The 26,333-nt window shown below is 39.6% G+C and carries 24 protein-coding genes; 8 read left to right on the forward strand and 16 right to left on the reverse strand.

Annotation, left to right across the window (positions count from 1 at the left end; translation table 11 throughout):
• Window positions 1-10 precede the first annotated feature (10 nt).
• On the forward strand, window positions 11-1,444 hold the full coding sequence (locus P3L44_RS12955; RefSeq protein WP_125890862.1) for an anion permease: 1,434 nt from the start codon (window positions 11-13) through the stop codon (window positions 1,442-1,444).
• A gap of 961 nt (window positions 1,445-2,405) precedes the next feature.
• The gene (locus P3L44_RS12960) at window positions 2,406-3,458 is read left to right on the forward strand and encodes a 4-oxalomesaconate tautomerase (protein ID WP_140170679.1); all 1,053 of its coding nucleotides are present in this window, start codon (window positions 2,406-2,408) and stop codon (window positions 3,456-3,458) included.
• A gap of 46 nt (window positions 3,459-3,504) precedes the next feature.
• On the opposite strand, the gene P3L44_RS12965 is transcribed toward P3L44_RS12960, so the two are convergent.
• A complete protein-coding gene (locus P3L44_RS12965) occupies window positions 3,505-4,644 on the reverse strand; it encodes an AAA family ATPase (protein WP_140170680.1) in 1,140 nt (379 codons plus the stop codon).
• Complete coding sequence (locus P3L44_RS12970; RefSeq protein ID WP_272661488.1) at window positions 4,641-5,351, reverse strand: RNA ligase family protein; 711 nt, start codon at window positions 5,349-5,351, stop codon at window positions 4,641-4,643. The genes P3L44_RS12965 and P3L44_RS12970 overlap by 4 nt, the downstream gene beginning before the upstream one ends.
• Before the next feature lie 347 nt (window positions 5,352-5,698).
• Here P3L44_RS12970 and P3L44_RS12975 point away from each other — a divergent pair, with 347 nt between their 5' ends.
• On the forward strand, window positions 5,699-6,478 hold the full coding sequence (locus P3L44_RS12975; RefSeq protein ID WP_272661483.1) for an LEM-3-like GIY-YIG domain-containing protein: 780 nt from the start codon (window positions 5,699-5,701) through the stop codon (window positions 6,476-6,478).
• Between the two features lie 100 nt (window positions 6,479-6,578).
• On the opposite strand, the gene P3L44_RS12980 is transcribed toward P3L44_RS12975, so the two are convergent.
• Window positions 6,579-7,895 (reverse strand): CitMHS family transporter, encoded by a 1,317-nt coding sequence (locus tag P3L44_RS12980; RefSeq protein ID WP_125890860.1) that lies wholly within the window; start codon window positions 7,893-7,895, stop codon window positions 6,579-6,581.
• A 540-nt stretch (window positions 7,896-8,435) separates the two neighbouring features.
• Here P3L44_RS12980 and P3L44_RS12985 point away from each other — a divergent pair.
• Entirely contained in the window at window positions 8,436-9,527 is a 1,092-nt protein-coding gene (locus tag P3L44_RS12985; RefSeq protein WP_140170682.1) for an NADH:flavin oxidoreductase/NADH oxidase, read from the forward strand.
• A 58-nt stretch (window positions 9,528-9,585) separates the two neighbouring features.
• Here P3L44_RS12985 and P3L44_RS12990 read toward each other — a convergent pair whose 3' ends face one another.
• From P3L44_RS12990 to P3L44_RS13000, 3 genes are all read right to left on the reverse strand, one after another.
• The gene (locus P3L44_RS12990; protein ID WP_004910043.1) at window positions 9,586-9,906 is read right to left on the reverse strand and encodes a hypothetical protein; all 321 of its coding nucleotides are present in this window, start codon (window positions 9,904-9,906) and stop codon (window positions 9,586-9,588) included.
• Window positions 9,907-10,136: 230 nt separating this feature from the next.
• Entirely contained in the window at window positions 10,137-11,009 is an 873-nt protein-coding gene (locus P3L44_RS12995; protein ID WP_272661482.1) for a DMT family transporter, read from the reverse strand.
• Window positions 11,010-11,634: 625 nt separating this feature from the next.
• Window positions 11,635-13,107 (reverse strand): anion permease, encoded by a 1,473-nt coding sequence (locus P3L44_RS13000; RefSeq protein WP_036957836.1) that lies wholly within the window; start codon window positions 13,105-13,107, stop codon window positions 11,635-11,637.
• A gap of 635 nt (window positions 13,108-13,742) precedes the next feature.
• Here P3L44_RS13000 and cutA point away from each other — a divergent pair.
• Window positions 13,743-14,090 (forward strand): divalent-cation tolerance protein CutA, encoded by a 348-nt coding sequence (gene cutA, locus P3L44_RS13005; RefSeq protein ID WP_094961204.1) that lies wholly within the window; start codon window positions 13,743-13,745, stop codon window positions 14,088-14,090.
• A gap of 337 nt (window positions 14,091-14,427) precedes the next feature.
• Here cutA and betA read toward each other — a convergent pair whose 3' ends face one another.
• Genes betA through betI form a run of 3 tightly spaced genes read right to left on the reverse strand, consistent with a single transcriptional unit; the run spans window position 14,428 to window position 18,250 of the window.
• A complete protein-coding gene (betA, locus tag P3L44_RS13010; protein WP_272661481.1) occupies window positions 14,428-16,107 on the reverse strand; it encodes a choline dehydrogenase in 1,680 nt (559 codons plus the stop codon).
• Between the two features lie 39 nt (window positions 16,108-16,146).
• On the reverse strand, window positions 16,147-17,625 hold the full coding sequence (gene betB, locus P3L44_RS13015) for a betaine-aldehyde dehydrogenase (RefSeq protein ID WP_164565350.1): 1,479 nt from the start codon (window positions 17,623-17,625) through the stop codon (window positions 16,147-16,149).
• Window positions 17,626-17,647: 22 nt separating this feature from the next.
• Window positions 17,648-18,250 carry a transcriptional regulator BetI gene (gene betI / locus P3L44_RS13020; protein WP_272661480.1) on the reverse strand — a complete coding sequence of 201 codons (603 nt, stop codon included), beginning with the start codon at window positions 18,248-18,250 and terminating at the stop codon, window positions 17,648-17,650.
• 209 nt (window positions 18,251-18,459) lie between these two features.
• Between betI and P3L44_RS13025 the strand changes: the two genes are divergently transcribed.
• Entirely contained in the window at window positions 18,460-20,502 is a 2,043-nt protein-coding gene (locus P3L44_RS13025; protein WP_198633436.1) for a choline transporter, read from the forward strand.
• A gap of 52 nt (window positions 20,503-20,554) precedes the next feature.
• Here the strand turns inward: P3L44_RS13025 and P3L44_RS13030 are convergent, their stop codons facing one another.
• Both P3L44_RS13030 and kdgR read right to left on the reverse strand, forming a co-directional pair.
• Window positions 20,555-20,914 carry a hypothetical protein gene (locus tag P3L44_RS13030; protein WP_272661479.1) on the reverse strand — a complete coding sequence of 120 codons (360 nt, stop codon included), beginning with the start codon at window positions 20,912-20,914 and terminating at the stop codon, window positions 20,555-20,557.
• A gap of 176 nt (window positions 20,915-21,090) precedes the next feature.
• Window positions 21,091-21,873: a DNA-binding transcriptional regulator KdgR gene (gene kdgR / locus P3L44_RS13035; protein WP_196725445.1), complete on the reverse strand. Its 783-nt coding sequence runs from the start codon at window positions 21,871-21,873 to the stop codon at window positions 21,091-21,093.
• Window positions 21,874-22,075: 202 nt separating this feature from the next.
• On the opposite strand from kdgR, the gene P3L44_RS13040 reads away from it, so the two are divergent.
• Both P3L44_RS13040 and P3L44_RS13045 read left to right on the forward strand, forming a co-directional pair.
• Window positions 22,076-23,035 (forward strand): sugar kinase, encoded by a 960-nt coding sequence (locus tag P3L44_RS13040; RefSeq protein ID WP_187710226.1) that lies wholly within the window; start codon window positions 22,076-22,078, stop codon window positions 23,033-23,035.
• Window positions 23,036-23,047: 12 nt separating this feature from the next.
• A complete protein-coding gene (locus P3L44_RS13045) occupies window positions 23,048-23,665 on the forward strand; it encodes a bifunctional 4-hydroxy-2-oxoglutarate aldolase/2-dehydro-3-deoxy-phosphogluconate aldolase (RefSeq protein WP_272661478.1) in 618 nt (205 codons plus the stop codon).
• 298 nt (window positions 23,666-23,963) lie between these two features.
• Here P3L44_RS13045 and P3L44_RS13050 read toward each other — a convergent pair whose 3' ends face one another.
• Genes P3L44_RS13050 through P3L44_RS13070 form a run of 5 tightly spaced genes read right to left on the reverse strand, consistent with a single transcriptional unit; the run spans window position 23,964 to window position 26,324 of the window.
• On the reverse strand, window positions 23,964-24,467 hold the full coding sequence (locus P3L44_RS13050; RefSeq protein WP_140170690.1) for a contact-dependent growth inhibition system immunity protein: 504 nt from the start codon (window positions 24,465-24,467) through the stop codon (window positions 23,964-23,966).
• Between the two features lie 8 nt (window positions 24,468-24,475).
• On the reverse strand, window positions 24,476-24,910 hold the full coding sequence (locus P3L44_RS13055) for a hypothetical protein (protein WP_272661477.1): 435 nt from the start codon (window positions 24,908-24,910) through the stop codon (window positions 24,476-24,478).
• Window positions 24,889-25,398, reverse strand: coding sequence for a contact-dependent growth inhibition system immunity protein (locus tag P3L44_RS13060; protein WP_272661476.1), 510 nt, complete (start codon window positions 25,396-25,398; stop codon window positions 24,889-24,891). The genes P3L44_RS13055 and P3L44_RS13060 overlap by 22 nt, the downstream gene beginning before the upstream one ends.
• Window positions 25,399-25,839 (reverse strand): hypothetical protein, encoded by a 441-nt coding sequence (locus P3L44_RS13065; protein ID WP_272661475.1) that lies wholly within the window; start codon window positions 25,837-25,839, stop codon window positions 25,399-25,401.
• Window positions 25,818-26,324: a contact-dependent growth inhibition system immunity protein gene (locus P3L44_RS13070; protein ID WP_096865237.1), complete on the reverse strand. Its 507-nt coding sequence runs from the start codon at window positions 26,322-26,324 to the stop codon at window positions 25,818-25,820. Before P3L44_RS13070 ends, P3L44_RS13065 begins: the two co-directional genes overlap by 22 nt.
• Window positions 26,325-26,333 lie beyond the last annotated feature (9 nt).

Raw genomic sequence — 26,333 nt, forward strand, 5'->3', positions numbered from 1 at the left:
AAATTGGCTTATGCAAAAAGAAAAAATATGGAAGCTATTAGTTTTAATAGCCATTCCAATTATTATTGCTTTAATACCAACACCTGCGGGGCTACCACATATTGCATGGTTGCTATTTGGTCTTTACCTTGCCGCTATTGTTGGATTGGTACTTAAACCCTATTCAGAGCCTGTTATTCTATTAGCCACTATTGCTGCGAGTGCGGTAATTATTGGGGTAACAGGGACTAAAGATGTCAAAGCAAGTGAAGTTTTAAGCGGATATGCATCCGGTACGACATGGCTTGTATTTGCTGCATTTACTCTGAGTGCTGCCTTTGTTATTACTGGTTTAGGTAAACGTCTTTCTTATATTTTGATTGGCAAGTTAGGCGGTACAACATTAGGGCTCGGTTATGTGACCGCAATCCTTGATTTAATTATCGCGCCTGCAACCCCATCGAATACCGCGCGTGCTGGGGGAATTGTTTTCCCAATCATCAATAGTGTGGCCGTTGCTTTAGGATCTGATCCAGAAAAAAGCCCACGTAAAGCAGGCCACTACCTCCTCGTCAACGTCTATATGGTGACCAAAACCACCAGCTATATGTTCTTAACTGCAATGGCGCCGAATGCACTCGCCCTTGCCATGATGAGTGACATTATGGGCATCCATTTAAGTTGGGGCGGATGGGCACTTGCCGCCTCTGTACCGGGTTTAATCATGCTGATTTTGACGCCGTTAATGATCTACAAACTGTATCCGCCTGAGTTGAAAAAGGTGAATAACAAAGAGATCGCAGCTAAAGGTCTTGAAGATTTAGGCCCAATGACTATGCGTGAAAAATTGCTGGGGATTGTCTTTGTTATCGCGCTGTGCGGCTGGATTTTCTCTGACCTTATCGGTGTTAGCGCGTCTAGCGTCGCGATTGCGGTCATGGCATTAACCCTGATCCTCGGTGTTGTAACTTGGGATGACGTACTGAAGAATAAAGGCGGCTGGAATACCCTGATTTGGTACGGTGGTATTATCAGTATGTCAGGCGTACTCACAAAAGCAGGCTTCTTCAAGTGGCTCGCAGATACCATGAGCCAATACCTTTCTTTCGGTGACCAAGCGATGCTGGCGTTCTTTGTCATCATGTTCATCAGTGTTGCCATTCGCTACTTATTCGCCTCTGGTGGTGCCTACGTTGCAGCCATGGTGCCGGTATTTGCCACTGTAGGTATGGTTGCAGGGGCACCTCCGATGTTGCTCGCTCTGGGCTTACTGTTCTCGAATGCTTATGGCGGAAGCGTAACGCACTATGGCGGTGCAGCAGCACCTATCGTATTCGGTGCAGGTTATAACGATATCCGTTCTTGGTGGATCATCGGCGGGTTAGTGGCCTTCATTAGTTTATTCGTTCACATGACTATCGGTTTAGGTTGGTGGGAAATTTTAATTAGTACTGGATTAATTTAATTCTTCGTCAATAAACCGACACGACGGGCACAATCATGATTGTGCCCTATTTAACAACAAAATTATTAATTTCTCGCTGTTCCAGAGTTATTTGCAGTCTTGGCGCTATAACGTGAACTTTATTGGAGCAACCTTAACTCAGACTTAAGTTTACCCTAATAATATGAGTTAGGTTTACCGTAATAATACTTGACGGGTTTAACCTAATCGAATTCATAGGGTTACTTAATAATATTAAGCCAGTTTATCCTAAATAGTTCGCGTTGTAGCAAGGCGGCAAAACGAAGGTATCCCAAGGAGCATACATCAGTATGTGACTTGGGGGGCTGAGTGCAGCCAACACAGCTACAGCGTAATACTTAACAGGTATTCCTAGATATATCTAGCGGGTTTACCCTAAATAGTTCGCGTTGTAGCAAGGCGGCAAAACGAAGGTATCCCAAGAGCATACATCAGTATGTGACTTGGGGGGCTGAGTGCAGCCAACACAGCTACAGCGTAATACTTAACAGGTATTCCTAGATATATCTAGCGGGTTTACCCTAAATAGTTCGCGTTGTAGCAAGGCGGCAAAACGAAGGTATCCCAAGGAGCATACATCAGTATGTGACTTGGGGGGCTGAGTGCAGCCAACACAGCTACAGCGTAATACTTAACAGGTATTCCTAGATATATCTAGCGGGTTTACCCTAAATAGTTCGCGTTGTAGCAAGGCGGCAAAACGAAGGTATCCCAAGGAGCATACATCAGTATGTGACTTGGGGGGCTGAGTGCAGCCAACACAGCTACAGCGTAATACTTAACAGGTATTCCTAGATATATCTAGCGGGTTTACCCTAAATAGTTCGCGTTGTAGCAAGGCGGCAAAACGAAGGTATCCCAAGGAGCATACATCAGTATGTGACTTGGGGGGCTGAGTGCAGCCAACACAGCTACAGCGTGAAATATGACGGGTAAACAGATGAAAAAAATTCCTTGTACACTTATGCGTGGCGGCACCTCGAAAGGCGTATTCCTTTTAGCGGACTCTCTCCCTAAAGACACTCAACAACGGGATGAACTGATCCTTGCTATTATGGGTTCTGGTCATGCTTTGCAAATTGATGGTATTGGTGGGGGTAGCCCACAAACCAGCAAAGTCGCTATTATTAGCTCTTCAACTCATCCTGATGCTGATATTGATTATTTATTCGCTCAGGTTTCTATTACTGAACGTATTGTTGATACCGCACCAAATTGCGGAAATATTCTTTGTGCCGTGGGTTCCTTTGCGATTGAAAAGGGGTTAGTTCCTATTACTGGTAAAACAACCACTGTCAGGGTCCGTAATGTCAATACGAACACTTTCGTCAACTCTACGGTGCAAACGCCTGATGGCCATGTGGATTATGATGGTGATACCGAAATTGCTAATGTACCCGGCCATGCCGCGCCTGTTGCCCTGACATTTTTAAATGCGAGTGGAACAAAAACAGGAAAATTGCTTCCTACTGGTCATGCTATTGATACCATTGAAGGCATTGATGTCAGTTGTATTGATATGGCAATGCCTGTGGTATTAATTGATGCTCCTCAGCTCAATAAAACTGGTTATGAAACTGCGGAGCAACTTGAATCCGATACCGAATTTATGCAAAAGCTGGAAACTATTCGTATAAAAGCCGGGGCAGCGATGGGGCTTGGTGATGTGAGCAAAAAAGTTATTCCTAAACCCATATTGATTTCACCCGCCATTCACGGTGGAACCATTAATGTCCGCTATTTTATGCCGCATAAATGCCATGGCGCTCTTGCCGTGACGGGTGCTATTGCCATTGCCACAAGTACTATTGTTCCTAATAGTATTACCCAGCAATATGTTCACTCTGTTGATATGAAAAACATTGCTATTGAGCATTTAAGTGGCAAATTTGACGTGTCGTTAAACCAACAAGGCAACTCACCGGAAGAGCTTCAAGCTTCAATTATTCGAACTGCAAGAAAACTGTTTGAAGGCGATGTCTACGTTCCTTAAAACTAATATCTTGGCCTGCCTCTTATCTAGAGGCAGGTGATTAATTTTATTTTTCTGCAAATAATGGTTCAAAATTGCCATCAATATAATAGGAAACTTGATGTGCCTCATCTGGCGTTGGCAACTCCAACTTCCCTGCCATTTTTTCCATAACTTGCTCCGGCACTGCATACTTACGTTGTTGATTTTGTTGCCGCCACTGTTTAAATGGCACTTCCAAGTAAACTAAATGGATTTTGGCTTGATAACGTTCAAATAAGCTGATCATGGTTCCCCGTAAAGAGGCACTTAATGATGTCGCATTCCAAATAAAATGCGTTTTAGTGCGTAACAATCGTTTTGCTTGCTCTTTAGCTTGCTGAGCCACCCACCCTTGTGCATTTTTATCTGCTGGGTTGATTTTATGTTCTCGGCGAATATCATCTAAACACACGACTGCCGTTTGTGGGTAAAACTGTTTGATAAAATGGTCTTTTCCCATCCCCGGCAAACCACATAGCATAATCACTTCGCTCCCTATCTCTTCAAAAGGTTGGTAATCCGTAGTGCCCTTTTGATGATGAAAATAATGGAAGCGCCCAGCTGGTGAAGCGAATGATTTAGGTTTGTCCCAACAGCCCTGCTCACGACAAAATAATTCAAATAGCTCGATTCTAACTAATAATTCCGCTTTATCTTCACATGTACGCCCTATCGCATCGGCTTTCGCTAACATGCACAATAAAGGCATTTCAACACGCAATGACGCCGCAAATAAGGTACGTTCAGGATCTGGCTTTTCCATTAACCAAAGCGGTAGGCCATGAAATCGAACTAAAGCCGCAATCTGTTCACGAATAGCAAAAGGTGTTTCTATTTGTCCAAATAATATATTCCGTACAGATAACTCACCTTTTTTAGCATGTCCAGGCGAATGAATCCGCCCCTCTTCATCTTCTTTTGTCGTACTGCGTTTTTCAACATCATGCAGCAACGCTGCCGCCCAAACGATTTGTTGTTTAAGAGCTGGAAGCTGTTGATATTCAGGCAAACCTTCCAAAGCCGCTAATACCATTTGAGTGTGAATGGCCACATTACCTTCCGCATGGTGCAAACGGTCTTGCGGCACATATTGCATATCACGCACAAAATCGAACTGTTTTTCAAGCTGCGCCCAATCACGACATTGGGTTAATTGCCAACTCATGGCTGTTCTCCTTGTAATTCAAAGGCCAGCTTAGCTCTCTGCCAATGCCGCTTCCAGTGGATATCCGTTTTAACATGGTTTTTACGCACATATTTGAAAACATGCGCCATAAAATCATCCACATGAAAACCTTGGCTATCGCGGCTCACAATACCTTCCATGCTACAGGCTTTCCCTGTATGAGTATCACACGCAATAAATTGGCTATCTAATGATGCAGCAGTAATTAATGAACTTGCATATTCTTGCTTGTTCATGTGTTTACTGAGTGATAAATCTAATTGAGGGACGGTTGGAAAATCAAATAGAGCTGCATAAAATTGCACCTCTTCCCAACTGAGCCAATACTCCCCCTGCCTCACCGCAAATACATAGAAGTAATCTTCAATATGTTGATATTCAATGGAATGTATTGCGTAAAGATTCTCACCGAATAGTTCAATATCCCCTAAATCATCTTTAATCAGCTGCCAACGTTGGCGAATTTGCTGGCTCCATGCTGATTGGGTTGGTGCTCCATGAGAGCGAGCAAAAACCCCGTGACGGTTTAAACAATTATTTTCACCATCCAGTTTTTCTGTATGAACCAGTTTGTCTATATTTTGGATGTGCGACCACCAATCGCTATTGATGCGATCATCACTCGTCGTACCTGGGGAGAACGGATAGTGATACGTTCTACCATACTTTCTTGATTGCATATTCATCATGCTTTCTCTAAAGAAATAGAAATAACTACAAATCTTTTTGCTAGATTTGCGTCTTTAATTGTTGAGAAATCAAGTGTAGGTATTACATATCTATTCCGAGTAACGGCCTCATTTTTACTTAGCTAAGGGTCAAAATTAGCGAAATTGAAGGAAAACAGTTGAATTTTAGTCTAATTGTCAAGAAGAAGACTATCAATTTATTCCTAATTTAGCTCTACACACAAAAATCACCTACTCCCTATTAATCTAGAAGCCCAAATAAGCCTATTTATTTAGTTTATCAGTGAATTGAAACCACTTGTTAACCTGTATAACGTGGTTTTCAAAAATATTGGAGTAACTTAATGACTGATTTTGATAAATATAAAACAACCTTGAAAAAGTTAAAATACTACGTATACGCATTATGCGAGCTAACAGATGAAAAGCGTCGCCCTTTTTATATAGGAAAAGGAGTTAATGATCGTTGCTTACAACACATATACCAAGCTATTGATATAAACTCAAAAGAAATAGATAAATACCTAGTTGAAGAATTAAATGAGAAAAAAGAAAAAATAGAGAAATTACACAAGCAAAATAAACTAGGCATTGATATTTTACGACATGGCATGGATGAAGATACCGCATTTGTTGTGGAAGCTACTTGTATCGATCTACTGGGTGTCGATAGCTTAACAAATAAAGTGAGAGGCAAAACAACTAAACTAGGACGATTGAGTTTAAACGAGATACATGATCTACATACTGAACAACAAGTTGACATTAAAAAAGAACATTCCGGTTTAGCCTTTCTTTTGAACAAACTCTATAAATCAGGTATGGATGAACTTTCTTTATTTGAAGTAACCCGTGGGGTTTGGGCTAATATCCCAAGAAATGACAGTAATATCAAATACGCCTATGCAACTTATAACAATATCATTAAAGAAGTTTATGAAGTACATGGATGGGTAAAAGCAGGTACACAGCAATATTTTACTCGAGACAATATTAAACGTGATAGTGATAGGTGGGAATTTATCGGACGTAAAGCTGAAGACTCAGTGCGTAAACTTTATGTAGGAAAGGTAATCAATAGAGATAGGAGCTACGGAACACCTTTCGTTAAGGTTGGATATTAATCTATCATAAATAGTTATAAAGATGAAAAAATAATAATCATCTTTGGATAATACTTGAGAACATCTTTCAATGTTCTCAAGTATTTAAAAACAGAAAAACCTAGTAAAGACCGATAACTGAACCAACTGCTAACAAAAAGAAACTAAACAACCAAATCCAACCAAACGAATAACGTAAGTGGCGCCCCATATCAATTCCAGCTAATCCCATTGCTAACCATGCTGCTGGAGAGAATGGGCTCACGAAAGTCCCTGCGTTGTTACCTATCGCCATCGCATAAACAACGGAAGATGGGTCAACACCAACTGTGGCGGCAATTTGTTGAATTATTGGTAGTAAGGCAAAATAGTAAGCATCGGTACTGGTAAAAATATCCATCGGCACGCCTAAAATACCGACAAAAATATGGACTTTAGAAACCCATTCTGTTGGTAAAATAGCGGTTAAGTCTGTTGCAATTGACTCAAGCATGCCACCTTCAGATAAAATACCTAAAAATGCTCCTGCCGCTAAGATAATGGCAACCATTCCCAATGCTTGTGGCGCATGGGCTGCCAAAATTTTCATTTGGTCCCTAGGGTTAGGGAAGTTAACCATCAAGGCAATGGAAAGTGCGATCATAAAAACATAAGGTGCAGATAATAAACCAAATGCTAAACAGACAACAGAGGCGACAATTAACCCACCATTGATAAGTGGTTTCTTAGGTTTTTGTACCGTTTCGGTTATATCGGCAGTATCATCACTAACAGGTAACAAAGAATCCATTTCATATGGTGTTGTTCCTTTCAAACTCGCTGCGGCAATGCGTCTTTTCTCACGAAATCCCATTAACGTAGCAAATACCACTGCTCCCCCCATACCAATGAGTTGTACTGGGATCAAATGTTGCCATAAGGTCGAAGCATCAATGCCAGTGACAGCCGAAGCACGGCCTAACGGCCCGCCCCAAGGCACCATATTCATGACCCCCATGCTGGCACACATCAGCAGCAACATGAGATATGGGCTCATCCCCAACTGACGGTATAAAGGTAATAATGCAGGAATGATAATTAAAAATGTCGCAGCGCCTGAACCATCTAAATGGACAACTCCTGCAATTAACGTTGTCATAATACAAACAACAATAATATTCCCACGCGTCATTTTAACCATTAAACGGATCAATGGATCAAAGATATGCAGGTCTTTCATTAAGCTAAAAAATAAAATCGCAAATAAAAACATCGCTGCGACTTTTGAAACTTTATTAATTCCACTTTCAAAGAATACTGAAATTTCAGCAACCGAATAACCAGCAAATAAAGCACCAATAAAGGGAATACAAGACATTGCGATAATTGGGCTAACTTTCCCCATCATCAATAATGTTACTATCGATATAATGATTAAAATACCAATAATTGTCAGCACATCAACTTCCTTCTTAGAATTATATTTTTCAGGTGAACACAAATTTCAGCTTGGCTCGCATTAGCTTAATAAGCATATTTCTTATATAAACCATTTAATATAACCGCAAGGAATATTTTATATTTTTGCTTCACAAACAACGTATTAATCATTATTTAAATTATCATTTAAAATAAAAAAATAGTTTTATTCTCTATTAGAACCATTAAAACCATAAGCAGACATTAACACCACTCTGGCGTGGGAGTTATTATTTTATTTATAAGTTACAGAATTATAACAATCAAAAAATAATAGTTATTATTATATTTTATTTTTTATCTCATTTTTTTATATTTTTTCCCTCTTTTTGCATCATATTGCTAGGGAAATATACTTTTTATGGTATTGATCAAATCTGCAAAAATTTACTTGATTTTCCTTCAATAATTCGCTGTAAAACAAATTTTCCCCCTTAATACCACACCATCTCACAAAAAAATTTTGGCTAACTGGGTATAATATTAAAATAATTTAAGTTTGCTAATAAGGAAAGTTCCAATGAGCCACCTTTTTTCACCCGCATCAATAGGCCAAGTTTCGCTGAAAAATCGTATTATTGTTCCCCCAATGTGCCAATATTCTGCAGAAAATGGTATGCCAACAGCATGGCATAAAGCCCACTACATGAACCTTGCTTTATCAGGTGCCTCTTTAGTTATTGTAGAAGCCAGTGCTGTTGTTCCTGAAGGTCGTATTACCTACAAAGACCTAGGCTTATGGAATGAAGAGCAAATGACAGCAATGCAACAAATGCTCAGCGATATCCGGCAATATTCAGATGCACGCTTAGGAGTACAAATCGCTCACGCTGGTAGGAAAGCATCAACAGATTTACCTTGGTTAGGAGGTAATAGTATTCAGTCCACACAACCTAATGGCTGGCAGACTGTAGCACCATCAGCACTGGCTTTTGGTAATAATGCAATTCCACATGCATTAACTATTGAAGAAATTTCTCAGCTCAAACAGCAATTTATTGAGGCAGCAATTCGGGCAGAAAAAGCAGGTTTTGACGTTATTGAGATCCATGCTGCTCATGGATATATACTGCATGAATTCCTATCGCCAGTTTCAAACTCACGACAAGATGAATATGGTGGATGCTTTAAGAATCGTACTCGCTTACTGATTAATATTTTCCATGAGATGAGAGAAGCCATTAACCCTAATGTTGCAATTGGTGTACGGATCTCCGCAACAGATTGGCTTGAATCGGGTTGGAGCGTACCTGAATCAATTGAGCTAACAGAATTATTAGAAGATTTAGGTTGTGACTATATCCACGTCTCATCTGGCGGGTTATCAACTGAACAACAGATACCATTGAGCCCAAATTACCAAGTCCCTTTAGCACAAGCTATTCATGAGAATACTATGATGCCTGTCATTGCTGTCGGTCTTATCACTGAACCTTTGCAAGCAGAAGCCATTGTGGCAACTCACCAAGCAGATTTTGTGGCAATCGGTAGAGGTATATTATTTGAACCACGCTGGCCTTGGCGAGCAGCGAGCGAATTGAATGAACAGATAGATGTTGCGCCACAATACTTGCGCAGTGCTCCACATCAATTTAAACATTTATTTAAATAAAAATAATAAACTCGCAGCTATTGTTGATTGATAATAAATAGCTGCGAGTAATAAACAATTAACGCGCGTTAGTCGAACACTGTTGAACAAATTCAATCATGGTTTTTTGGAATTCAGGTTCTGCAGTACCTGATTTTTCTAATTCCGCATCCATACGTTTAAACTCAGCTAAACCATATTTTTCAATTGTTTTATCGTAGGCACAACCACAAATTGCACTGACCGCATTTGCCGTTTCACCTTGCGGGTTTCCTGATGCAACAACACAGGTATTCACAAAATTCTCTTTGTACTCCGCAATTTCTGATTTTTCATCAGAACATGCAGACAACACAACCATCGCTCCCGCCATACCTAATATTAATGCTAATTTTTTCATTTTATGCCCATTTCCTATTCAGCTTTAACTAAGGTGATAATAATAAACCGCTATTATTCCTAGTTCACGCTATTTTGGATATATCGTTTATATTTTCAATACCATTAATCTTAATACGCAAAATAAGACGCTCTTATTAAGATTAATATCCCTATCACTGACTATTCATAACAATCATAGCTGTTTTCTGGTAAAAAAGCTGTATTAACCCATTTTTTATTATGTATATTCTACCTTGGCAATGAATTAGAACAGCGCCATCGATAGTAGAATAATGACGATAAAATTAGCACACAACCCACAATTTGGATAAAAGGCATTCTTTCATGGTACCAAATCGCCGCGACAAAAACGGTCATCACGGGTTCAAGGATCATAATAATTGCCGCATTTCCTGCTGTGGTATTTTTTTGACCAATAAGCTGTAACACAAAGCGCAAACTCGTTGCTATCACCACACTAGCAATAAACCACATCATGGTAGGCGTTGTCATGCTGCTCGGCCATTCTTCTAAAAAGAATGACAAGACTAGCCCTGTCATTCCTGTACAAGCAAGTTGAATGGCCGTTAACGGTAAAAGAGGAATTGTTCGGGTATATAAACTGGTATAACAAAAATAGATAGCTTGGACAATTGCCGCGCCAAGAAACCACAGTTGACTTGCTTTAAATTCAAGTTGAGCCTTAAATAGGGTTAAGCATGCCAGCCCTAATACCGCAACAGGGAGTGCTTCCCAGAAATAACGAACAGGTTTATTTTTTAAAATAAACCATGCAACTAACGGAACAAATAACATAGCGAGGCTCATAATAAAAGCCCCTTCGCCAATTGAGTCTGTTATTGCCACCGCGTGGATCCAGAGCGCCATATTTAATGACATCCAACCGCCTGTCATTAATATTTTTGGTAATTGCTTCACCGTTATTCTATTTTTTTTCCCTCGACAAAAAGGGGCTAAAATGATGGCTGCAAATAAAAAACGGCTACCAAGAAAGGCAAAAATAGGCATTCCCTGCACTGATTCTCGGGAAAATACCCACCCCCAAGCCGCGATTATCGTGGTAAGCACCAAGAAAAATTCTGCCTTTCTTTGTGAATACATGTGTTCCTCTGGATAAATTAACTGACTCGCAGATACATCATACTGGCTTTTGTATGTAAACCAATCACATTTATGGCCTTTCTCTCCGACTCCCCTAAATAAAAAATATCTCGCCAAAGAACGATAAATATGACCTTAAATTAAGAGCCATTTCCTCTTAATAAAGATAATTTTACTTCTTGGCTGCTTTTTTCTTATTAACTAGACTAAGTCTGATTTTAAACGCGATAAATGGGGAAGTTTGCATAGAATCTCATCAATTTATCTTCTTACATAGCCTGAGATAATCAAGGGTAGACAAACAATGCACAACTTGATGAAAGGTTATATCATGGTTATTCAAAAAACATTACTGATAGATAATGATAAAATCAAAAAAATTAAGACTGCGATCAATAAGAGAAAATATGCACATGCCGATGAAATAAGTTTGTTATGGCAGCACGCTTTAAAATCATCGTCAGTCTTCAGTTGGGGAAAAGTGATGCTAATTTCTATCATTAGTGGTCTTGTTATCACAATAACCACTTATTTGTAGGATGAGCTTTTAAAAAGAAGAAATCGAGCCTATCGCCCGATTTCTATTAACTTTCTTTGATATAGCTAAAATAGCTAATTCAACTAATTACCAGTAACCTAAGAATTTCCACCAAACGCTACCAATAAAGAACCAAATGGCTAAGTTAACTACGCTCATCACGAAACCTGTTTTCCACCATTCCGCAAGGGTTGCATAACCCGAACCAAAAATGATAGGTGCAGTACCCGTACCATAGTGTGTCAATGACATCATTAGTGACGATGAGAATGCTAATGTTAAAGCTAATAACATTGGTGGAGCGCCAAGAGCTAAACCTGCCGAGAAAAATGCTGCATACATCGCCGTAATATGCGCGGTTGTACTCGCAAAAAAATAGTGAGAATACACATAAATTAAAACAAGAATTAGCATTCCCCATACCCAGCTAATGCCTAATCCATCAATAGTTGCACCGACGGTTAATGACATCCACTTTATGAGACCGAGCTTACCTAAAAAACTCGCCATCATGACTAAGGCAGAGAACCAAACGACAGTATCCCATGCCCCTTTGTTTTTCAGAACATCATCCCAATTAATAACCCCTGTCGCTAATAGAACACTCAACCCAATAAACGCCGCGGTGGTTGCATTAACACTATATGCAGGCCCAAAAATCATGGCAGGAACACCAGCCCACAACAAAAGTAACAACCCAAAAACACCGAGAGTTATTTTTTCAGGTAATGAAACTGGGCCTAATTGTTGTAAACGTTCTTTGGCAAAATTTGGCGCATCCGGTGTTGAAGTAATTTCCGGCTTATACATCAAATAGATCACCAAAGGCATTAATATTAATGACACGATGGCAGGAACAAACGCCGCAATCGCCCACATACCCCAAGTTAATTCATTTTCTTGGCTTGTTTCACTAATAATCAAACTGACAATTAATGGGTTTGGCGCTGTCGCCGTAATAAACATTGCAGAAGTGATTGGGTTAATATTGTAGTTAACGAGCGATAAATAACGCCCTATCTTACCTGCGGTTCCATCTTCAGCCTTTGACCCAAAACTATCCGAGATCGAACGCATAATTGGGTGAATAATTCCCCCACCTCGAGCCGTGTTACTTGGTGTCACAGGCGCCAATATTGTTTCTGCTATTGCCAATGAATAAGCAATACCCAATGTTTTTTTACCGAATAAAGAAATGACATAATAACCTATCCTTGCCCCCAGGCCTGTTTTATTCAAGCTCATGGAAACCATGATAGAAATACCAATTAGCCAAATTAGATCATTAGAAAAGCCACTTAAAGCATCCGCAATTGCCCCTTTAGTTGATTCAGGGTTAGTGACCCCGGTTACTGCAACTAATGAAATAGCGACAATAGATACACCTCCTATTGGTAAAGCTTTACCAATAATAGCAGCGATAGTACCTACAAATAATGCTAAAAGATGCCACGCATTTGGATTAACACCTTCGGGAACAGGAATTAAGAACCAAATAATTAATGTTATTGCAACTGCGATTAGAGTTGGTACAGGTTTTAAAGGTGTTAGTTTATTCATAAGGTTATCCATACACGTATAAAGATGGAAATACAGAGTAATTTCAGTTATATATTCTAATTTTATCTTTAGATTAACAATATATAGCTCAAAAACCTTGATATTTATCAGTACGTGAATTCTTTTATGATAAATTTTAAGCCAGTTTGTAACGATGTGTAATATATTATTTCAGATATCAATCGTTCCATATTTCTTGCACAAAAAGATAAGCCTACACTTACATTAATAAGAGTAAGAATAAAACTGGGATTATTATTTGCTCTGTTACTAGGTTAACAACACACAATCACATTTGTCACATGATCAAATTGGTTAGTAATATACTAAAATTTCAATTTTTTTTATAGTTCATCCTCAATTTATGATTGCTGAATCGAATTAATAAAATAAAACCAAGGAATATTCAAAATTATATTGAATATATAAAAAATTATAACAATGACAACATTGATTAAAAAACACGCATATTACTATTAAATTAATACCTCTGCTTAATTAACATTAGTTATTATCTAATCTGATAATTTAAAAAAACACTTATAGTGATTATGCTCTGTTCTCAATACCATTTTTATCTCTAATCTAAATGTGAGTAATCAAACTTATCAAAATACGACTAATAAGGAAACGAAATGCCCACCGATAACATTTACATCACAAACTCTCAACAACCATGTATTGTATTATGTACAACCAATAGCCATGAAAGTGCAATTAAAATTACCCAACACTTACTCGCTAATCGCTTAGCAGCATGTGTTTCCCTACTGCCTGAAATAACATCTGTTTATCTATGGCATGGTAATATCACGCAAGATAAGGAAGTTTTACTCTTGATCAAAACGACCCAAGGAAACCAACTTAATCTATTTAATGCAATAAAAGAAATACACCCATATGAAACTCCAGAACTCATTCGCTTAGACCCAAGCCAAGTTGAAGACAATTATCTGCAATGGCTGATTAACTCTGTCAAATAATAGGTATTAATCTGAATTTAATAACTATAGCGTTATAAATTGTGAGCTAATATCATTTTTGTATAAATTAATTCAACTGGTCGGCTATGGTTTACCGTAAATTAGTGCTATATAAATAAGCTCGCTTTATATTTATTTTCCCTCCTTAATATTTGGAGGTTTTTTTTGTCTAAAATTGACTAGCGTATATTCCTTCAACCTGCTAAAAGTCCGATTTATTCGCCCCTTTGGCATTACATGGTTAGACAGCTGTTATTATTATCGGTATTCTCCTTAAAGAAAAAAGCGACTGATATTAATACCAATCGCTTTGTGTATAAAAAATAGCCTGAATAAGCTAGTCTCGTAATGGCGGGTTTCTCACTTGCCTATCACCTGCTACATAATAATCTGCATTGCTTGTGGGTAACGGAGGACGGTTTCGAATTTTATCGGCAATTTTCTCTGCAATCATGATGGTCGTTGCATTTAAATTCCCTGTAATGATCAACGGCATAATCGATGCATCGATAACCCGTAGATTTTCAATACCGTGAACTCGCCCTGCACCATCCACGACAGCCATATCATCGTAACCCATTTTACAGGTTCCACACGGATGAAAAGCAGTTTCTGCTCTCTCGCGCACAAATGCATCTAGCTCTTCATCAGTGCTAATCTGTTTGCCAGGGCTTATTTCATCCCCACGATATGGGTCAAGTGCTGGCTGAGCCATAATTTCACGAGTAATACGAATAGCGGCACGAAACTCTTCCCAATCTTGCTCCGATGACATGTAATTAAACAAAATACTTGGATGCTGGTTTGGGTCTAGGGATTTCAAGCGAACACGCCCTCGACTAGGCGATCGCATTGAGCCTACATGGGCTTGAAAACCATGCTGATTGACTGCATTACTACCATTATAGTTAATCGCCACAGGCAAAAAGTGGAATTGAATATTTGGCCATGCGAATTTTTCGCTAGTGCGGATAAACCCACCTGCTTCAAATTGGTTGCTTGCGCCAATTCCAGTCCCTTTAAATAGCCATTCAGCGCCTATTTTAGGTTGGTTTATCCATTTTAAGGCTGGATATAATGAAACTGGTTGTTTGCATTCATATTGCAAATACATTTCAAGATGATCTTGCAAGTTTTGCCCAACACCAGGTAAAACGTGCACAGCTGGAATATTGAAATCAGCCAAAACATCCTCAGGCCCAACTCCAGAACGCTGCAAAATTTGCGGTGAGGCGATCGCACCTGCACATAAAAGAACCTCTTTACTCGCCTTCACCACCGTAGGCGTAGTGCTATTACCTTGATAATATTTAACACCAACCGCTTTTTTCCCTTCAAACTCAATGGTATCTGTCGTGGCATGGGTAAGAATAGTCAGGTTATTACGCTTTTTCGCTTGGTCCAAATACCCTCTTGCTGTACTTGCTCGTCGCCCTTGCGGTGTGACTGTACGGTCCATTGGGCCAAAACCCTCTTGTTGAACCCCATTTAAATCATCTGTTTGCGGGTATCCTGCTTGTACGCCAGCTTCCACCATCGCATGAAATAGCACATTATTGCCATTTTTCGGTGTTGCCACACTAACGGGGCCATCTCCGCCGTGATAATCATTCGGGCCAATATCACGTGTTTCCGCTTTTCTAAAATAAGGTAAACAATCAAGGTAACACCAGTCTTCTAACCCAGGCGTTTTCGCCCAACCATCAAAGTCTAGAGCATTCCCTCGGATGTAACACATCCCATTAATTAATGATGAGCCACCAAGCCCCTTTCCACGACCACACTCCATACGGCGGTGGTTCATATGCGGTTCAGGGTCAGTTTCATAAGCCCAATTATAACGTCGCCCTTGTAATGGGTACGCTAATGCCGCTGGCATTTGTGTGCGAAAGTCGAACCGGTAATCCGGTCCTCCTGCTTCAAGGAGCAGCACAGTAACATCAGGATCTTCTGTCAGGCGGGTAGCAAGAACGTTACCGGCTGAACCAGCACCGATAATAATATAGTCATAGACCATTGTTATCTCCTCTGTTTCAGTCAAATTAAAATGATGTGATTAAAAAACGGATGCAAATTCCCCCAGTTCCACTTGAATGGATTTCACTTGTGTATAATTTTGCAGTGTCATAACGCCATTTTCGCGGCCAACGCCGGAATGCTTATATCCGCCCACAGGCATTTGTGCTGGTGATTCACCCCATGTATTAATCCAACAAATCCCAGCCTCTAATTGATGAATAACACGGTGTGCACGTGTTAAATCTTGTGTCACCAATCCTGCTGCTAACCCGTACACACTATTGTTCGCACGAGCAATCACTTCGTCTTCCGATTGATAACTCAAAATACTCATAACAGGGCCAAAAATTTCTTCCTGTGTGATTTGCATTTCATCGTGGCAATCGGTGAATACGGTTGGTGCAACATAAGCTCCCTGTGCAAAATCGCCATCCATTAAGCGTTCACCACCGCACAATAACCTCGCGCCTTGTTGTTTGCCTAACTCAATATAACGCAACACGTTTTCCATATGAGCAAAACTGACTAATGGCCCAAAGTTGGTGTTTTCGTCAACGGGTGAACCTATTTTAATGCGAGCCACACGTTCAGTGATCTTGTCCTCAAACTGTGATTTAAGCGATTCAGGCACAAAAACCCGTGTTCCATTGGTACACACTTGGCCTGAACTATAAAAATTCGCCATCATGGCAATATCCGCGGCTTTATCTAAGTCTGCATCATCAAAAATAATTAGAGGCGATTTACCGCCTAGTTCCATCGTCACCTCTTTTAAAGAAGAAGCTGATGCATTCGCCATCACTTTTTTACCGGTTGCGATCCCCCCTGTGAATGAAACTTTGGCAATATCAGGGTGCTCTGTTAACCATTGCCCCACTTCACCGCCTTGGCCTGTCACTACGTTAAATACCCCTGCTGGCACGCCCGCTTCAGTGTATATTTCAGCCAACTTTAACGCTGTTAACGAAGTAACTTCACTGGGTTTGAACACCATAGCATTACCTGCTGCTAGTGCAGGAGCTGATTTCCATAACGCAATTTGGATAGGATAATTCCATGCACCAATACCTGCCACAACCCCAAGAGGTTCACGACGAGTATAAGCAAACGAGCTATCACGCAAAGGGATTTGCTGCCCCTCCAGCATCGGAATTAAACCTGCATAGTATTCAAGAACATCCGCTCCTGTAACGATATCCACATAACGAGTTTCAGAAAGCGGTTTGCCCGTATCAAGGGTTTCGAGGTAAGCCAATTCGTCGTTACGTTCTCGTAAAATATCCACCGCACGGCGTAAAATACGTGAGCGTTCCATCGCAGTCATTGCCGCCCAGACTTTCTGGCCTTGTTTAGCGCTTTCTACTGCCCATTGTATATCTTCAAGGGTCGCAGATTGCAGATCCGCGATAGTTTCCCCATTGGCAGGGTTGATTGCAGGAAATCGCCCGCATTCAGGTTGTGAACTGTCGACATAACCACCATGAATATAAAGCTTATGTATCGGTGGATGTTGCATATTATCTCCTCTGAATTGGTTATTAGGTTCCTAAAACCTCAGCACGTTGTAGTTGCATATCGATGTATTCGTTAGTGATTTTGAGTGCATCCTTAACAGGAAATTGTTCATTACTCAAAGCACTACGTAGCCATAGGCCATCAATTAAAGCAGCCAGCCCCTTCGCTGCCATCCGCGCATCTGCCTTGTTTAATACCCGCCCAAACTCATAGCTTAAGTTTGAATACAAACGCCGGTCATTAACCTGTTGTAAGCGGTTTAAATTCGGTTGATGCATACTGCTAGCCCAAAAGGCTAGCCACGTTTTCATCGCGGCCTCACTGGTTTGCGTTGGGTCGAAGTTGCCTTCAACAATTGCCTGAATTCGTCGTTTTGGCTCCGCTCCGGTTAACATCCGCAAACGTATTGCCACCGCAAACCCTAGTTGGTATTGAATATGGCGCATAGCGGCTTCAAGCAAGCCATTTTTATCACGAAAATAATGACTAATAATTCCTGTAGAAACCCCGGCTTTACGGGCAATTAACACAAAACTGGCATCCTGCATTCCAACTTCATTAATCACGGCCAATGTGGCTTGAATTAACTGTTGTTTACGTATCGACTGCATTCCTATCTTCGGCATGGCGTTTGAACCTAAAAAATACATTGATCCCTTGTATTAAACGTTTTTTTGATTGAATGTTCAATCAATATTAACTATTGTTTACAACAATCCATTCACAATCAATATAAGAGAGAAGATAACAAAAACCAAATCTTGGCTGATAAATCAATAGATTAGCTTGGAAAGTAATTTTAATCTGTTAAATAAATAAAAATGTGGAATGTCCAATGACAACTCAAAATAGCCAAAAAAATAAGCAGAAGGATAAATTGAATTCTGTGGTTTTTTTTACTTCCGCCGGTCTTATTCTGGCGTTTTCTTTTTTCACCATCTTGATGACTGAAACAGCAAATCAGTGGATCGTTGCCGCGCTTGGGTGGGTATCTAAAACCTTTGGTTGGTATTACCTGCTAGCAGCAACGCTTTATATTGTTTTTGTCATTTTCGTTGCTACCTCACGCTTTGGTAATATCAAACTCGGCCCTGAACAATCTAAACCTGAATTTAGCGTGCTCAGCTGGTCTGCGATGCTATTCGCGGCAGGAATTGGTATCGATTTAATGTTTTTCTCCGTCGCTGAGCCGGTCACCCAATATATGCTGCCGCCAACGGGCGAAGGCGAAACCTTAGAAGCAGCTCGTCAGGCGATGGTGTGGACACTGTTCCACTATGGCCTAACGGGCTGGTCTATGTATGCCTTAATGGGGATTGCACTGGGTTACTTCAGTTATCGTTATAACTTACCGCTAACCATTCGCTCCGCACTCTATCCTATTTTTGGTAAACGGATTGACGGCCCAATTGGCCATACAGTAGATATTGCGGCAGTACTAGGGACGATTTTCGGTATTGCAACAACTCTTGGGATCGGGGTTGTTCAGCTGAATTATGGCCTCAAAGTATTATTCGACTTACCTCAAGGGCTCCCCGTGCAAAGTGGGTTAATTCTGCTATCAGTGATTATGGCCGTGATTTCTGCCACATCTGGGGTAAATAAAGGTATTCGGGTGTTATCCGAGCTCAATGTGCTTTTGGCATTTGGCTTGATTTTATTTATCTTATTTGTCGGCGATACCGAGTTCTTACTCAATGCCTTAGTACTGAATGTGGGGGATTATATCAACCGCTTTATGGGTATGACCCTCAATAGCTTTGCCTTTGACCGCCCAACGGATTGGATGAATAGCTGGACGCTGTTTTTCTGGGCGTGGTGGGTAGCATGGTCGCCATTTGTTGGGTTATTCCTCGCTCGTATTTCTCGTGGTCGGACCATTAGACAATTTGTGATCGGTACTTTAATTATTCCGTTTGTTTTCACACTATTGTGGTTATCTATTTTTGGTAATAGTGCATTGTATGAAATCATTCACGGCAATAGCGAACTTGCCAAAACCGTCCTCGACGCCCCCGAAAAAGGTTTCTATTCACTACTTGAGCTTTACCCCGGCTTTGGCCTAACCGCTTCTGTTGCAACCATTACTGGGCTGTTGTTCTATGTCACCTCTGCTGACTCCGGTTCATTAGTATTAGGCAATTTCACCTCAAAACTCAGTGATATTAACAACGATGCTCCTAATTGGTTGCGAATTTTCTGGTCTGTCGCAATTGGCTTACTTACCTTAGGGATGTTAATGACGGATGGCGTCGCTGCGTTACAAAATACGACGGTGATCATGGGCTTGCCCTTTAGTTTTGTTATCTTCTTTATTATGGCTGGGCTATATAAGTCATTAAAAGTTGAGGACTTTAGACGCGTTAGTTCGCTAAATACCAATGCCCCTGCACCACTATATGGCAACGGAACACTCAATTGGAAACAGCGTTTGGGACGAGTGATGAATTTCCCGGGAACGACTTATACCCAGCGGATGCTTGATTTGGTCTGTATTCCTGCCATGCAAGAAGTGGCAAAAGAGCTCAGTTTAAGGGGAGCAAAAGTGGAATTTAACACCTTGCCACCCATTGCTGATGAGCGATTAGACCATTTAGAATTAACGGTCGACCTAGGCGAAGAACAAAGCTTTATTTACCAAGTGTGGCCACAGCGCTATTCAGTTCCCGGTTTTACCTATCGCGCACGTTCAGGGAAATCCCATTATTACCGCTTAGAAACCTTCTTATGGGAAGGCTCACAAGGGAATGATTTAATGGATTACACCAAAGAACAAGTGATTAGCGATATTCTAGACCAATATGAAAAACATATGAATTTCATTCATTTAAGCCGTGAAGCCCCCGGGGCAACCTTAACATTCCCTGAATCTGTCTAGCTTGAACTCTAAGGGAGCGATGCTCCCTTAGAGTCAACAAATGAACAACTTATCAATAAGGGCGGCCCGCTTGCTCTAGCATTTTCTTCATTTTCTGGCGGTCATTCATCCAGGCCATTGAATTAGGGCACCCTGCTCCCGTCGGGTTAACATCACACACATTAAAATGTTTTGAAAACGCATTTTCATCTGCATTTCGCTGCTCTAACAAAGCTTGATAACTTTGTTCTTCTTGTGGAAGTTTCTTTTTGGGATCAAAGACAAACTTTTGTTGTGTCTGTAATTTTTTAATTCCTTGGTAGTCTTGATTAAACTCGCGATCAGCGGGTGACTTTTCTTTAAATGTAAAGTCGCTGGCAAAGCCATAAGAAGTAAAACAAAGAAAAATAGCAATAATAACCTTTTTAAACATATCAATTTCCTGCTGTATCCATAAGTAAATATTATATGTCAGCAGAAACACATGGTGTTGAATAATAATAAGTGAAATTTATAAAATCCTTAATATTCAAATAAATAATTTACATAGGTTATTAAATCAATTGATTGATACATCATTGAAATTGGCTTAGTCTTGTTATATCAATCCTATGATGGATATTGGTGATAGCCCATTTTCTCTGAAATATTACGCCCCGCCGTTTTCAGTAATTGGACATAGTCATCAATACGCTGCTCATCAAAACGAATCGTTGGGAACGAAATCGATAGCCCTGCAACCACATGACCTAAGCGGTCATACACTGGCACAGCAATACAGCGCAGGCCTAACTCTTGCTCTTCTCTGTCTTGTGCATAATGGCATTCACGAACGGTGGCTAATTCCGCCAGCAGGTCTTCTATCGTTAAAATTGTTGTTGCCGTTTTTTGACTAAAAGTTTCATCTTTCAATGCCAAACGAATGGATTCTTCATCTTGCCAAGCGAGTAAAATCTTACCGATTGCGGTGCAATACAATGGGTTACGACGCCCAACCCGTGAATACATGCGTAAATTATAACTCGAGTCGATTTTATGGATATAAATAATGGCATCTTCATCTAATGCACCCAAATGCACCGCTTCATGGGTTAATTGGCCAATAGGGCGCATTTCTTTATCTGCAATTTCTATCAGGTCAACATACTCGAGGGATTTTGCCCCTAATTCGAAGAGTTTTAAGGTCAGTGAATACTTATCTGCTTCACCTTCTTGATCCACATATCCTAACTGTTTCATCGTTTGCAGAAAACGAAATGTCGTGGCTTTTGACATCAATAAACGCTGTGAAAGCTCAGACACACCAATCTCTTTTTGCTCACCAAGGGCGCTAAGAATGCTAAATACCTTAACCACTGCTGAAACAGCATCCGTTTGAGTCGTTTTATCCATTATTTTCCCATCATCCTATAAATTGATATCGACATTACACCCTAACTAATAGCATAAGTGGCTATCATGATAAAAACAAGAACGGCGATTCGATATTTTTAAAACGGCGTTTCATTTTTATTGAAGTTCTATTTAAAATGGGTTTTAATAGCATCATTAAGTAGCAATAGTTTACTAAGTCGTAATCGCGCAGGTGGTGAAAATGAATACACATCCGCAAGTTGCCGTTATTGGCGAATGCATGGTTGAGTTGCAAAAATCGGGTGAACTTTATAGACAAACATTTGGTGGGGATACACTCAATACCGCGCTATACCTGTCTCGTTTAACTAAAGATCACGGTGTGACAACCCGTTACATCACCGGTTTAGGTCAGGACCCATTCAGCCAGCAAATGCTAAGCAGTTGGCAACAAGAAGGCATCAATACTGAAGAGGTCTTTATTTCGGACAAACATTTACCTGGGATGTATTTAATCGAAACTTCTGCTGATGGCGAACGCCGCTTTTTCTATTGGCGAGATAATGCCGCGGCAAAATTTTGGCTTGATGCCGTTTGTCTTGACCACAACAGCAAAGCCCACACACAGCAAATTCTAAATTCACAACAATTTATCTATTTAAGTGGCATCAGCCTAGCCATTTTACCTAGCGCTTCGCGCCAGTTGTTATTTGAAATGTTACAGCAAGCTAAACAGCATGGTGCCCAAATTGTGTTTGATAATAACTATCGCCCCGCACTTTGGTCTTCCAAACAAGCGGCACAACAGGCTTATCAGCAAATTTTAAGCTTAACCGATATCGCTTTTCTGACCTTTGATGACGAACAACTGCTTTACGATGATATTGATGAAACTGATGCAATTGCACGTACCCAACAATATGGTGTGAACGAAATAGTGATCAAGCGCGGTGCTGATGCCTGCTTTGTGATTATCGATAACGAACGTATTGAAGTCCCTGCGAATAAAATCAACCACGTGGTTGATACCACTGCAGCAGGGGATTCTTTCAGTGCCGGCTACCTTGCTTGCCGTATTTTAGGTGGCAACCCATGCGAAGCGGCAAAAACAGGTCATTTACTGGCTGGAACCGTCATCCAACACCGGGGAGCGATTATTCCATCCGAAGCCATGCCAACCACTGCTTTAGAAACATGTTAAGAGGCTTTAACCATGAATCAATTACTTGAAAAAATTAAGAAACTCAATGTTGTTCCTGTTATCACCATTAATAATGCAGAGCATGGTGCACCATTAGCAAAAGCTTTAGTGGAAAATGGCCTGCCATGTGCAGAGGTCACCTTCCGCACCCCTGCCGCGGTACAAGCGATTAAAAATATGCGTGCTGCTTACCCTGAATTACTGATTGCCGCAGGTACGGTATTAACCACAGAGCAAGTTGACCAAGCCATTGAAGCGGGTGTAGATTTTATCGTCAGCCCGGGTTTTAACCCAAAAATTGTGGCTTATTGCCAACAAAAGAACGTGATTATTATTCCTGGGGTGAATAACCCAAGCTTAGTGGAGCAAGCCCTTGAATTTAATCTCACCACGTTGAAATTCTTCCCAGCCGAAGCCTCTGGCGGGGTTGCCATGCTCAAAGCACTCAGCGCCGTTTACCCGGTTAAATTTATGCCAACTGGCGGTATTGGTATGAAAAATATAAAAGAATACACCGCATTACCGTCTGTATTAGTATGCGGCGGTTCATGGATGGTACCGAATGAATTAATTGACAGTGAAAACTGGCAAGAGCTAGGCAAACTCATTGCCGAAGCCGCAACTATTTAATTAACAATAAAAATCTCGTTGTTGTTATTGTGCCCTTACTGGATGGTAAGGGCTTTTTTGTTGTTCGTGTTCATTAAAATATTGTTTAATTATTAGCTTTATCAAATTAGTCAAAGAATATAATACAATTTACTAATAATTTAGATTATAGATTTACTTAAATAATTTACAAATAAATAAGAGTTGAATGAAACTGCATACATTTTATTTTCGCAGAAGAAAACCAATAAAGTTTATTTTATTAATACTACTTATATCCCCCATTAAAAATCTTATTAACTATCTAATAATATAAATTTCAAATAACACTTCGGCAACGAGATATAGCTTCCTTTATGGCTTCACCGAGTTCTTCATCAGAAACACTATCCGGCAAAACAATATAGTCATCCTCAGTAAACCCATCCCCCGTCCATGCTTCTAGTTTTTTATGGAGTGTTGGCCTTAATGTTAAAAAACCATTTTTCTCTCTAATATTGCATAACATCATTGATTGATAAAAAATTTTTTTATTTTTGAAACCAAGAGAAGGTAAGTTTTCACTGAGCCATTTTTTTTCACACTCTGCAAGGCGATCTCTATTAAAAAAAAAGTTATCTACATGAGGATCTATAACTCTACATTTTTTTAGAGCAACTTTAGATAATTTACCTAGCTCACTATTTGTGACTTTTTTATTAACTGATACTATAGGAACCGTATCATCTACTACAAATAAATGATACCCTGACAAAACTATAATAAAATAAAACAAATCATTTACTCGAATGGATATATTATTTCCAGAGTCATAGTTTTCCATCTCCCCCCCTATTTTACTATTGTAATTTTCATATTAATATTATTCTCTATAGAATAAGCTATGGATTTATTAATTTCCACCCATTGATCTGAAGTTGTTTTACTTGGGATTGCTATTTCTATAGTCCTTAGTTTGATATCTGAATTTAACAGTGTGAGCCTTGATTGGTCTATCCCTTTAAAATTAACCACATCATTTATATATCCGTTTATTTTTGAACTGTTCTTAACTGGGTTTTGATATATTTTAGCTCTCGTATCTAATGTTTTTACACTTATCGCTTCTTTATTTTTTGTAAAATAGTCAAATGTTTCCGTCCCCGCAGGTAACCTTTCACTATCCGCTAGTTTTCTAGATTTACCAATATAATCTTCAAATGGATAGCCTTGCTTGCCAACACCTTCACTACAGCCTAGACATTTTACTTGACCACACTTCGGCAACGAGAAAATACTTCCTTTATGGCTTCACCGAGTTCTTCATCAGAAACACTATCCGGCAAAACAATATAGTCATCCTCAGTAAACCCATCCCCCGTCCATGTTTCTAGTTTTTTATGGAGTGTTGGCGTAATTATTATATGATCACCCTCTCGACAAATGTGGCATAACATCATTTTTAATAAAAAACTTTTACGGTTTTTCGACTTGCATATTTTTTTCCCATCATCAATCCATTTTTGATAGGCCAAAGATACACCATCACGACTAAAAATATCCTCGGGCGTATTTATATCAATTATTCTACTATTATCCAGCGCTAAAAATATTGTTTTGCCTAACTCCCGCGTATCAACCTCTTTCGAAAGATGATAAATAGGCATTTTATAGTCCAAAACACGGAGATTATAACGCGAAATGGTATGTATAAAATAATACGCCTCATTAAAGTAAATGCTTACCCAAGACTCTTTAGTAGAAGAATTACTCATCTATCCTCCTTGCTTTACAATTATTACTCTAAGACTTATATTCTTTTCTGCTGCATATATTATTGACTGATTGATTTCCAGCCATTGTGATGCTGTTGTTTTATCTGGAACTCCTAGCTCTATTGTTTTAGTTTTTATATCTGAGCTTTTCAATTCAACGCCGGACTTACTAGCACCTTTAAAATCATTTACTTTATTAATGTAACTGTTAAGTACTCGATTTATTTCATTCTGCTTTTGGTGTGTCTTTGCACTGGTATTTAAGGTTTTCACACTTACAACTTCTCCCTTTGAAAAATAATCGAAAGTTTCAAACCCATATGGCATTCTTTCTGCTTTCTTAAAATTTCTATGTACACCAATATAATCTTCAAATGGATAGCCTTGCTTGTAAACGCCTTCACTACAGCCTAAACATTTTACTTGACCACACTTCGGCAACGAGAAAGCACTTCCTTTATGGCTTTACCTAATTCTGCGTTTGTTACTGTATCCGGTAAAATAATATCATCATCATCACTATATCCATCTCTCGTCCAATCTTTTAGTTTTTTATGCAAACTAGGTTGCAATATAATGTTACCATTAATTCGTTTAATACTGCATGACATCATATTTAAAAAAAGTGATTTTATACTTTTAAACTTACATTTAATTAACACATCACCAACCCACTCTTTATAGTCTTCATCAATCCTCTTTCTATCAAAAAAATCAGAATTTTCATACGGATCTATAATTCGACACTGACTTAATGCTAACTTTAACATTTCACCTAACTTTTCTTCAGCAGTATCTTTTTCCAAACAATAAACGGGCGTCTCATTATCTCTAACAAAAAAATGATATCCCGAAAGAACAAATATAAAATAAAATCGTTCGTTAACTCGGATTGATACATTATCCCCAGAATCATAATCAAGCATATATTGTTC

The organism is Providencia sp. PROV175 (assembly GCF_032707045.1).
Classification (GTDB): Bacteria; Pseudomonadota; Gammaproteobacteria; order Enterobacterales; family Enterobacteriaceae; genus Providencia; species Providencia hangzhouensis.

What these genes read in the sequence shown, in the direction of transcription:
- P3L44_RS12955 (WP_125890862.1), top strand. Translation starts at nt 11, where the DNA reads ATGCAAAAAGAAAAAATATGGAAGCTATTAGTTTTAATAGCCATTCCA.
- P3L44_RS12960 (WP_140170679.1), top strand. Translation starts at nt 2,406, where the DNA reads ATGAAAAAAATTCCTTGTACACTTATGCGTGGCGGCACCTCGAAAGGC.
- P3L44_RS12965 (WP_140170680.1), bottom strand. Translation starts at nt 4,644, where the DNA reads ATGAGTTGGCAATTAACCCAATGTCGTGATTGGGCGCAGCTTGAAAAA.
- P3L44_RS12970 (WP_272661488.1), bottom strand. Translation starts at nt 5,351, where the DNA reads ATGAATATGCAATCAAGAAAGTATGGTAGAACGTATCACTATCCGTTC.
- P3L44_RS12975 (WP_272661483.1), top strand. Translation starts at nt 5,699, where the DNA reads ATGACTGATTTTGATAAATATAAAACAACCTTGAAAAAGTTAAAATAC.
- P3L44_RS12985 (WP_140170682.1), top strand. Translation starts at nt 8,436, where the DNA reads ATGAGCCACCTTTTTTCACCCGCATCAATAGGCCAAGTTTCGCTGAAA.
- P3L44_RS12990 (WP_004910043.1), bottom strand. Translation starts at nt 9,906, where the DNA reads ATGAAAAAATTAGCATTAATATTAGGTATGGCGGGAGCGATGGTTGTG.
- P3L44_RS12995 (WP_272661482.1), bottom strand. Translation starts at nt 11,009, where the DNA reads ATGTATTCACAAAGAAAGGCAGAATTTTTCTTGGTGCTTACCACGATA.
- P3L44_RS13000 (WP_036957836.1), bottom strand. Translation starts at nt 13,107, where the DNA reads ATGAATAAACTAACACCTTTAAAACCTGTACCAACTCTAATCGCAGTT.
- cutA (WP_094961204.1), top strand. Translation starts at nt 13,743, where the DNA reads ATGCCCACCGATAACATTTACATCACAAACTCTCAACAACCATGTATT.
- betA (WP_272661481.1), bottom strand. Translation starts at nt 16,107, where the DNA reads ATGGTCTATGACTATATTATTATCGGTGCTGGTTCAGCCGGTAACGTT.
- betB (WP_164565350.1), bottom strand. Translation starts at nt 17,625, where the DNA reads ATGCAACATCCACCGATACATAAGCTTTATATTCATGGTGGTTATGTC.
- betI (WP_272661480.1), bottom strand. Translation starts at nt 18,250, where the DNA reads ATGCCGAAGATAGGAATGCAGTCGATACGTAAACAACAGTTAATTCAA.
- P3L44_RS13025 (WP_198633436.1), top strand. Translation starts at nt 18,460, where the DNA reads ATGACAACTCAAAATAGCCAAAAAAATAAGCAGAAGGATAAATTGAAT.
- P3L44_RS13030 (WP_272661479.1), bottom strand. Translation starts at nt 20,914, where the DNA reads ATGTTTAAAAAGGTTATTATTGCTATTTTTCTTTGTTTTACTTCTTAT.
- kdgR (WP_196725445.1), bottom strand. Translation starts at nt 21,873, where the DNA reads ATGGATAAAACGACTCAAACGGATGCTGTTTCAGCAGTGGTTAAGGTA.
- P3L44_RS13040 (WP_187710226.1), top strand. Translation starts at nt 22,076, where the DNA reads ATGAATACACATCCGCAAGTTGCCGTTATTGGCGAATGCATGGTTGAG.
- P3L44_RS13045 (WP_272661478.1), top strand. Translation starts at nt 23,048, where the DNA reads ATGAATCAATTACTTGAAAAAATTAAGAAACTCAATGTTGTTCCTGTT.
- P3L44_RS13050 (WP_140170690.1), bottom strand. Translation starts at nt 24,467, where the DNA reads ATGGAAAACTATGACTCTGGAAATAATATATCCATTCGAGTAAATGAT.
- P3L44_RS13060 (WP_272661476.1), bottom strand. Translation starts at nt 25,398, where the DNA reads ATGAGTAATTCTTCTACTAAAGAGTCTTGGGTAAGCATTTACTTTAAT.
- P3L44_RS13070 (WP_096865237.1), bottom strand. Translation starts at nt 26,324, where the DNA reads ATGCTTGATTATGATTCTGGGGATAATGTATCAATCCGAGTTAACGAA.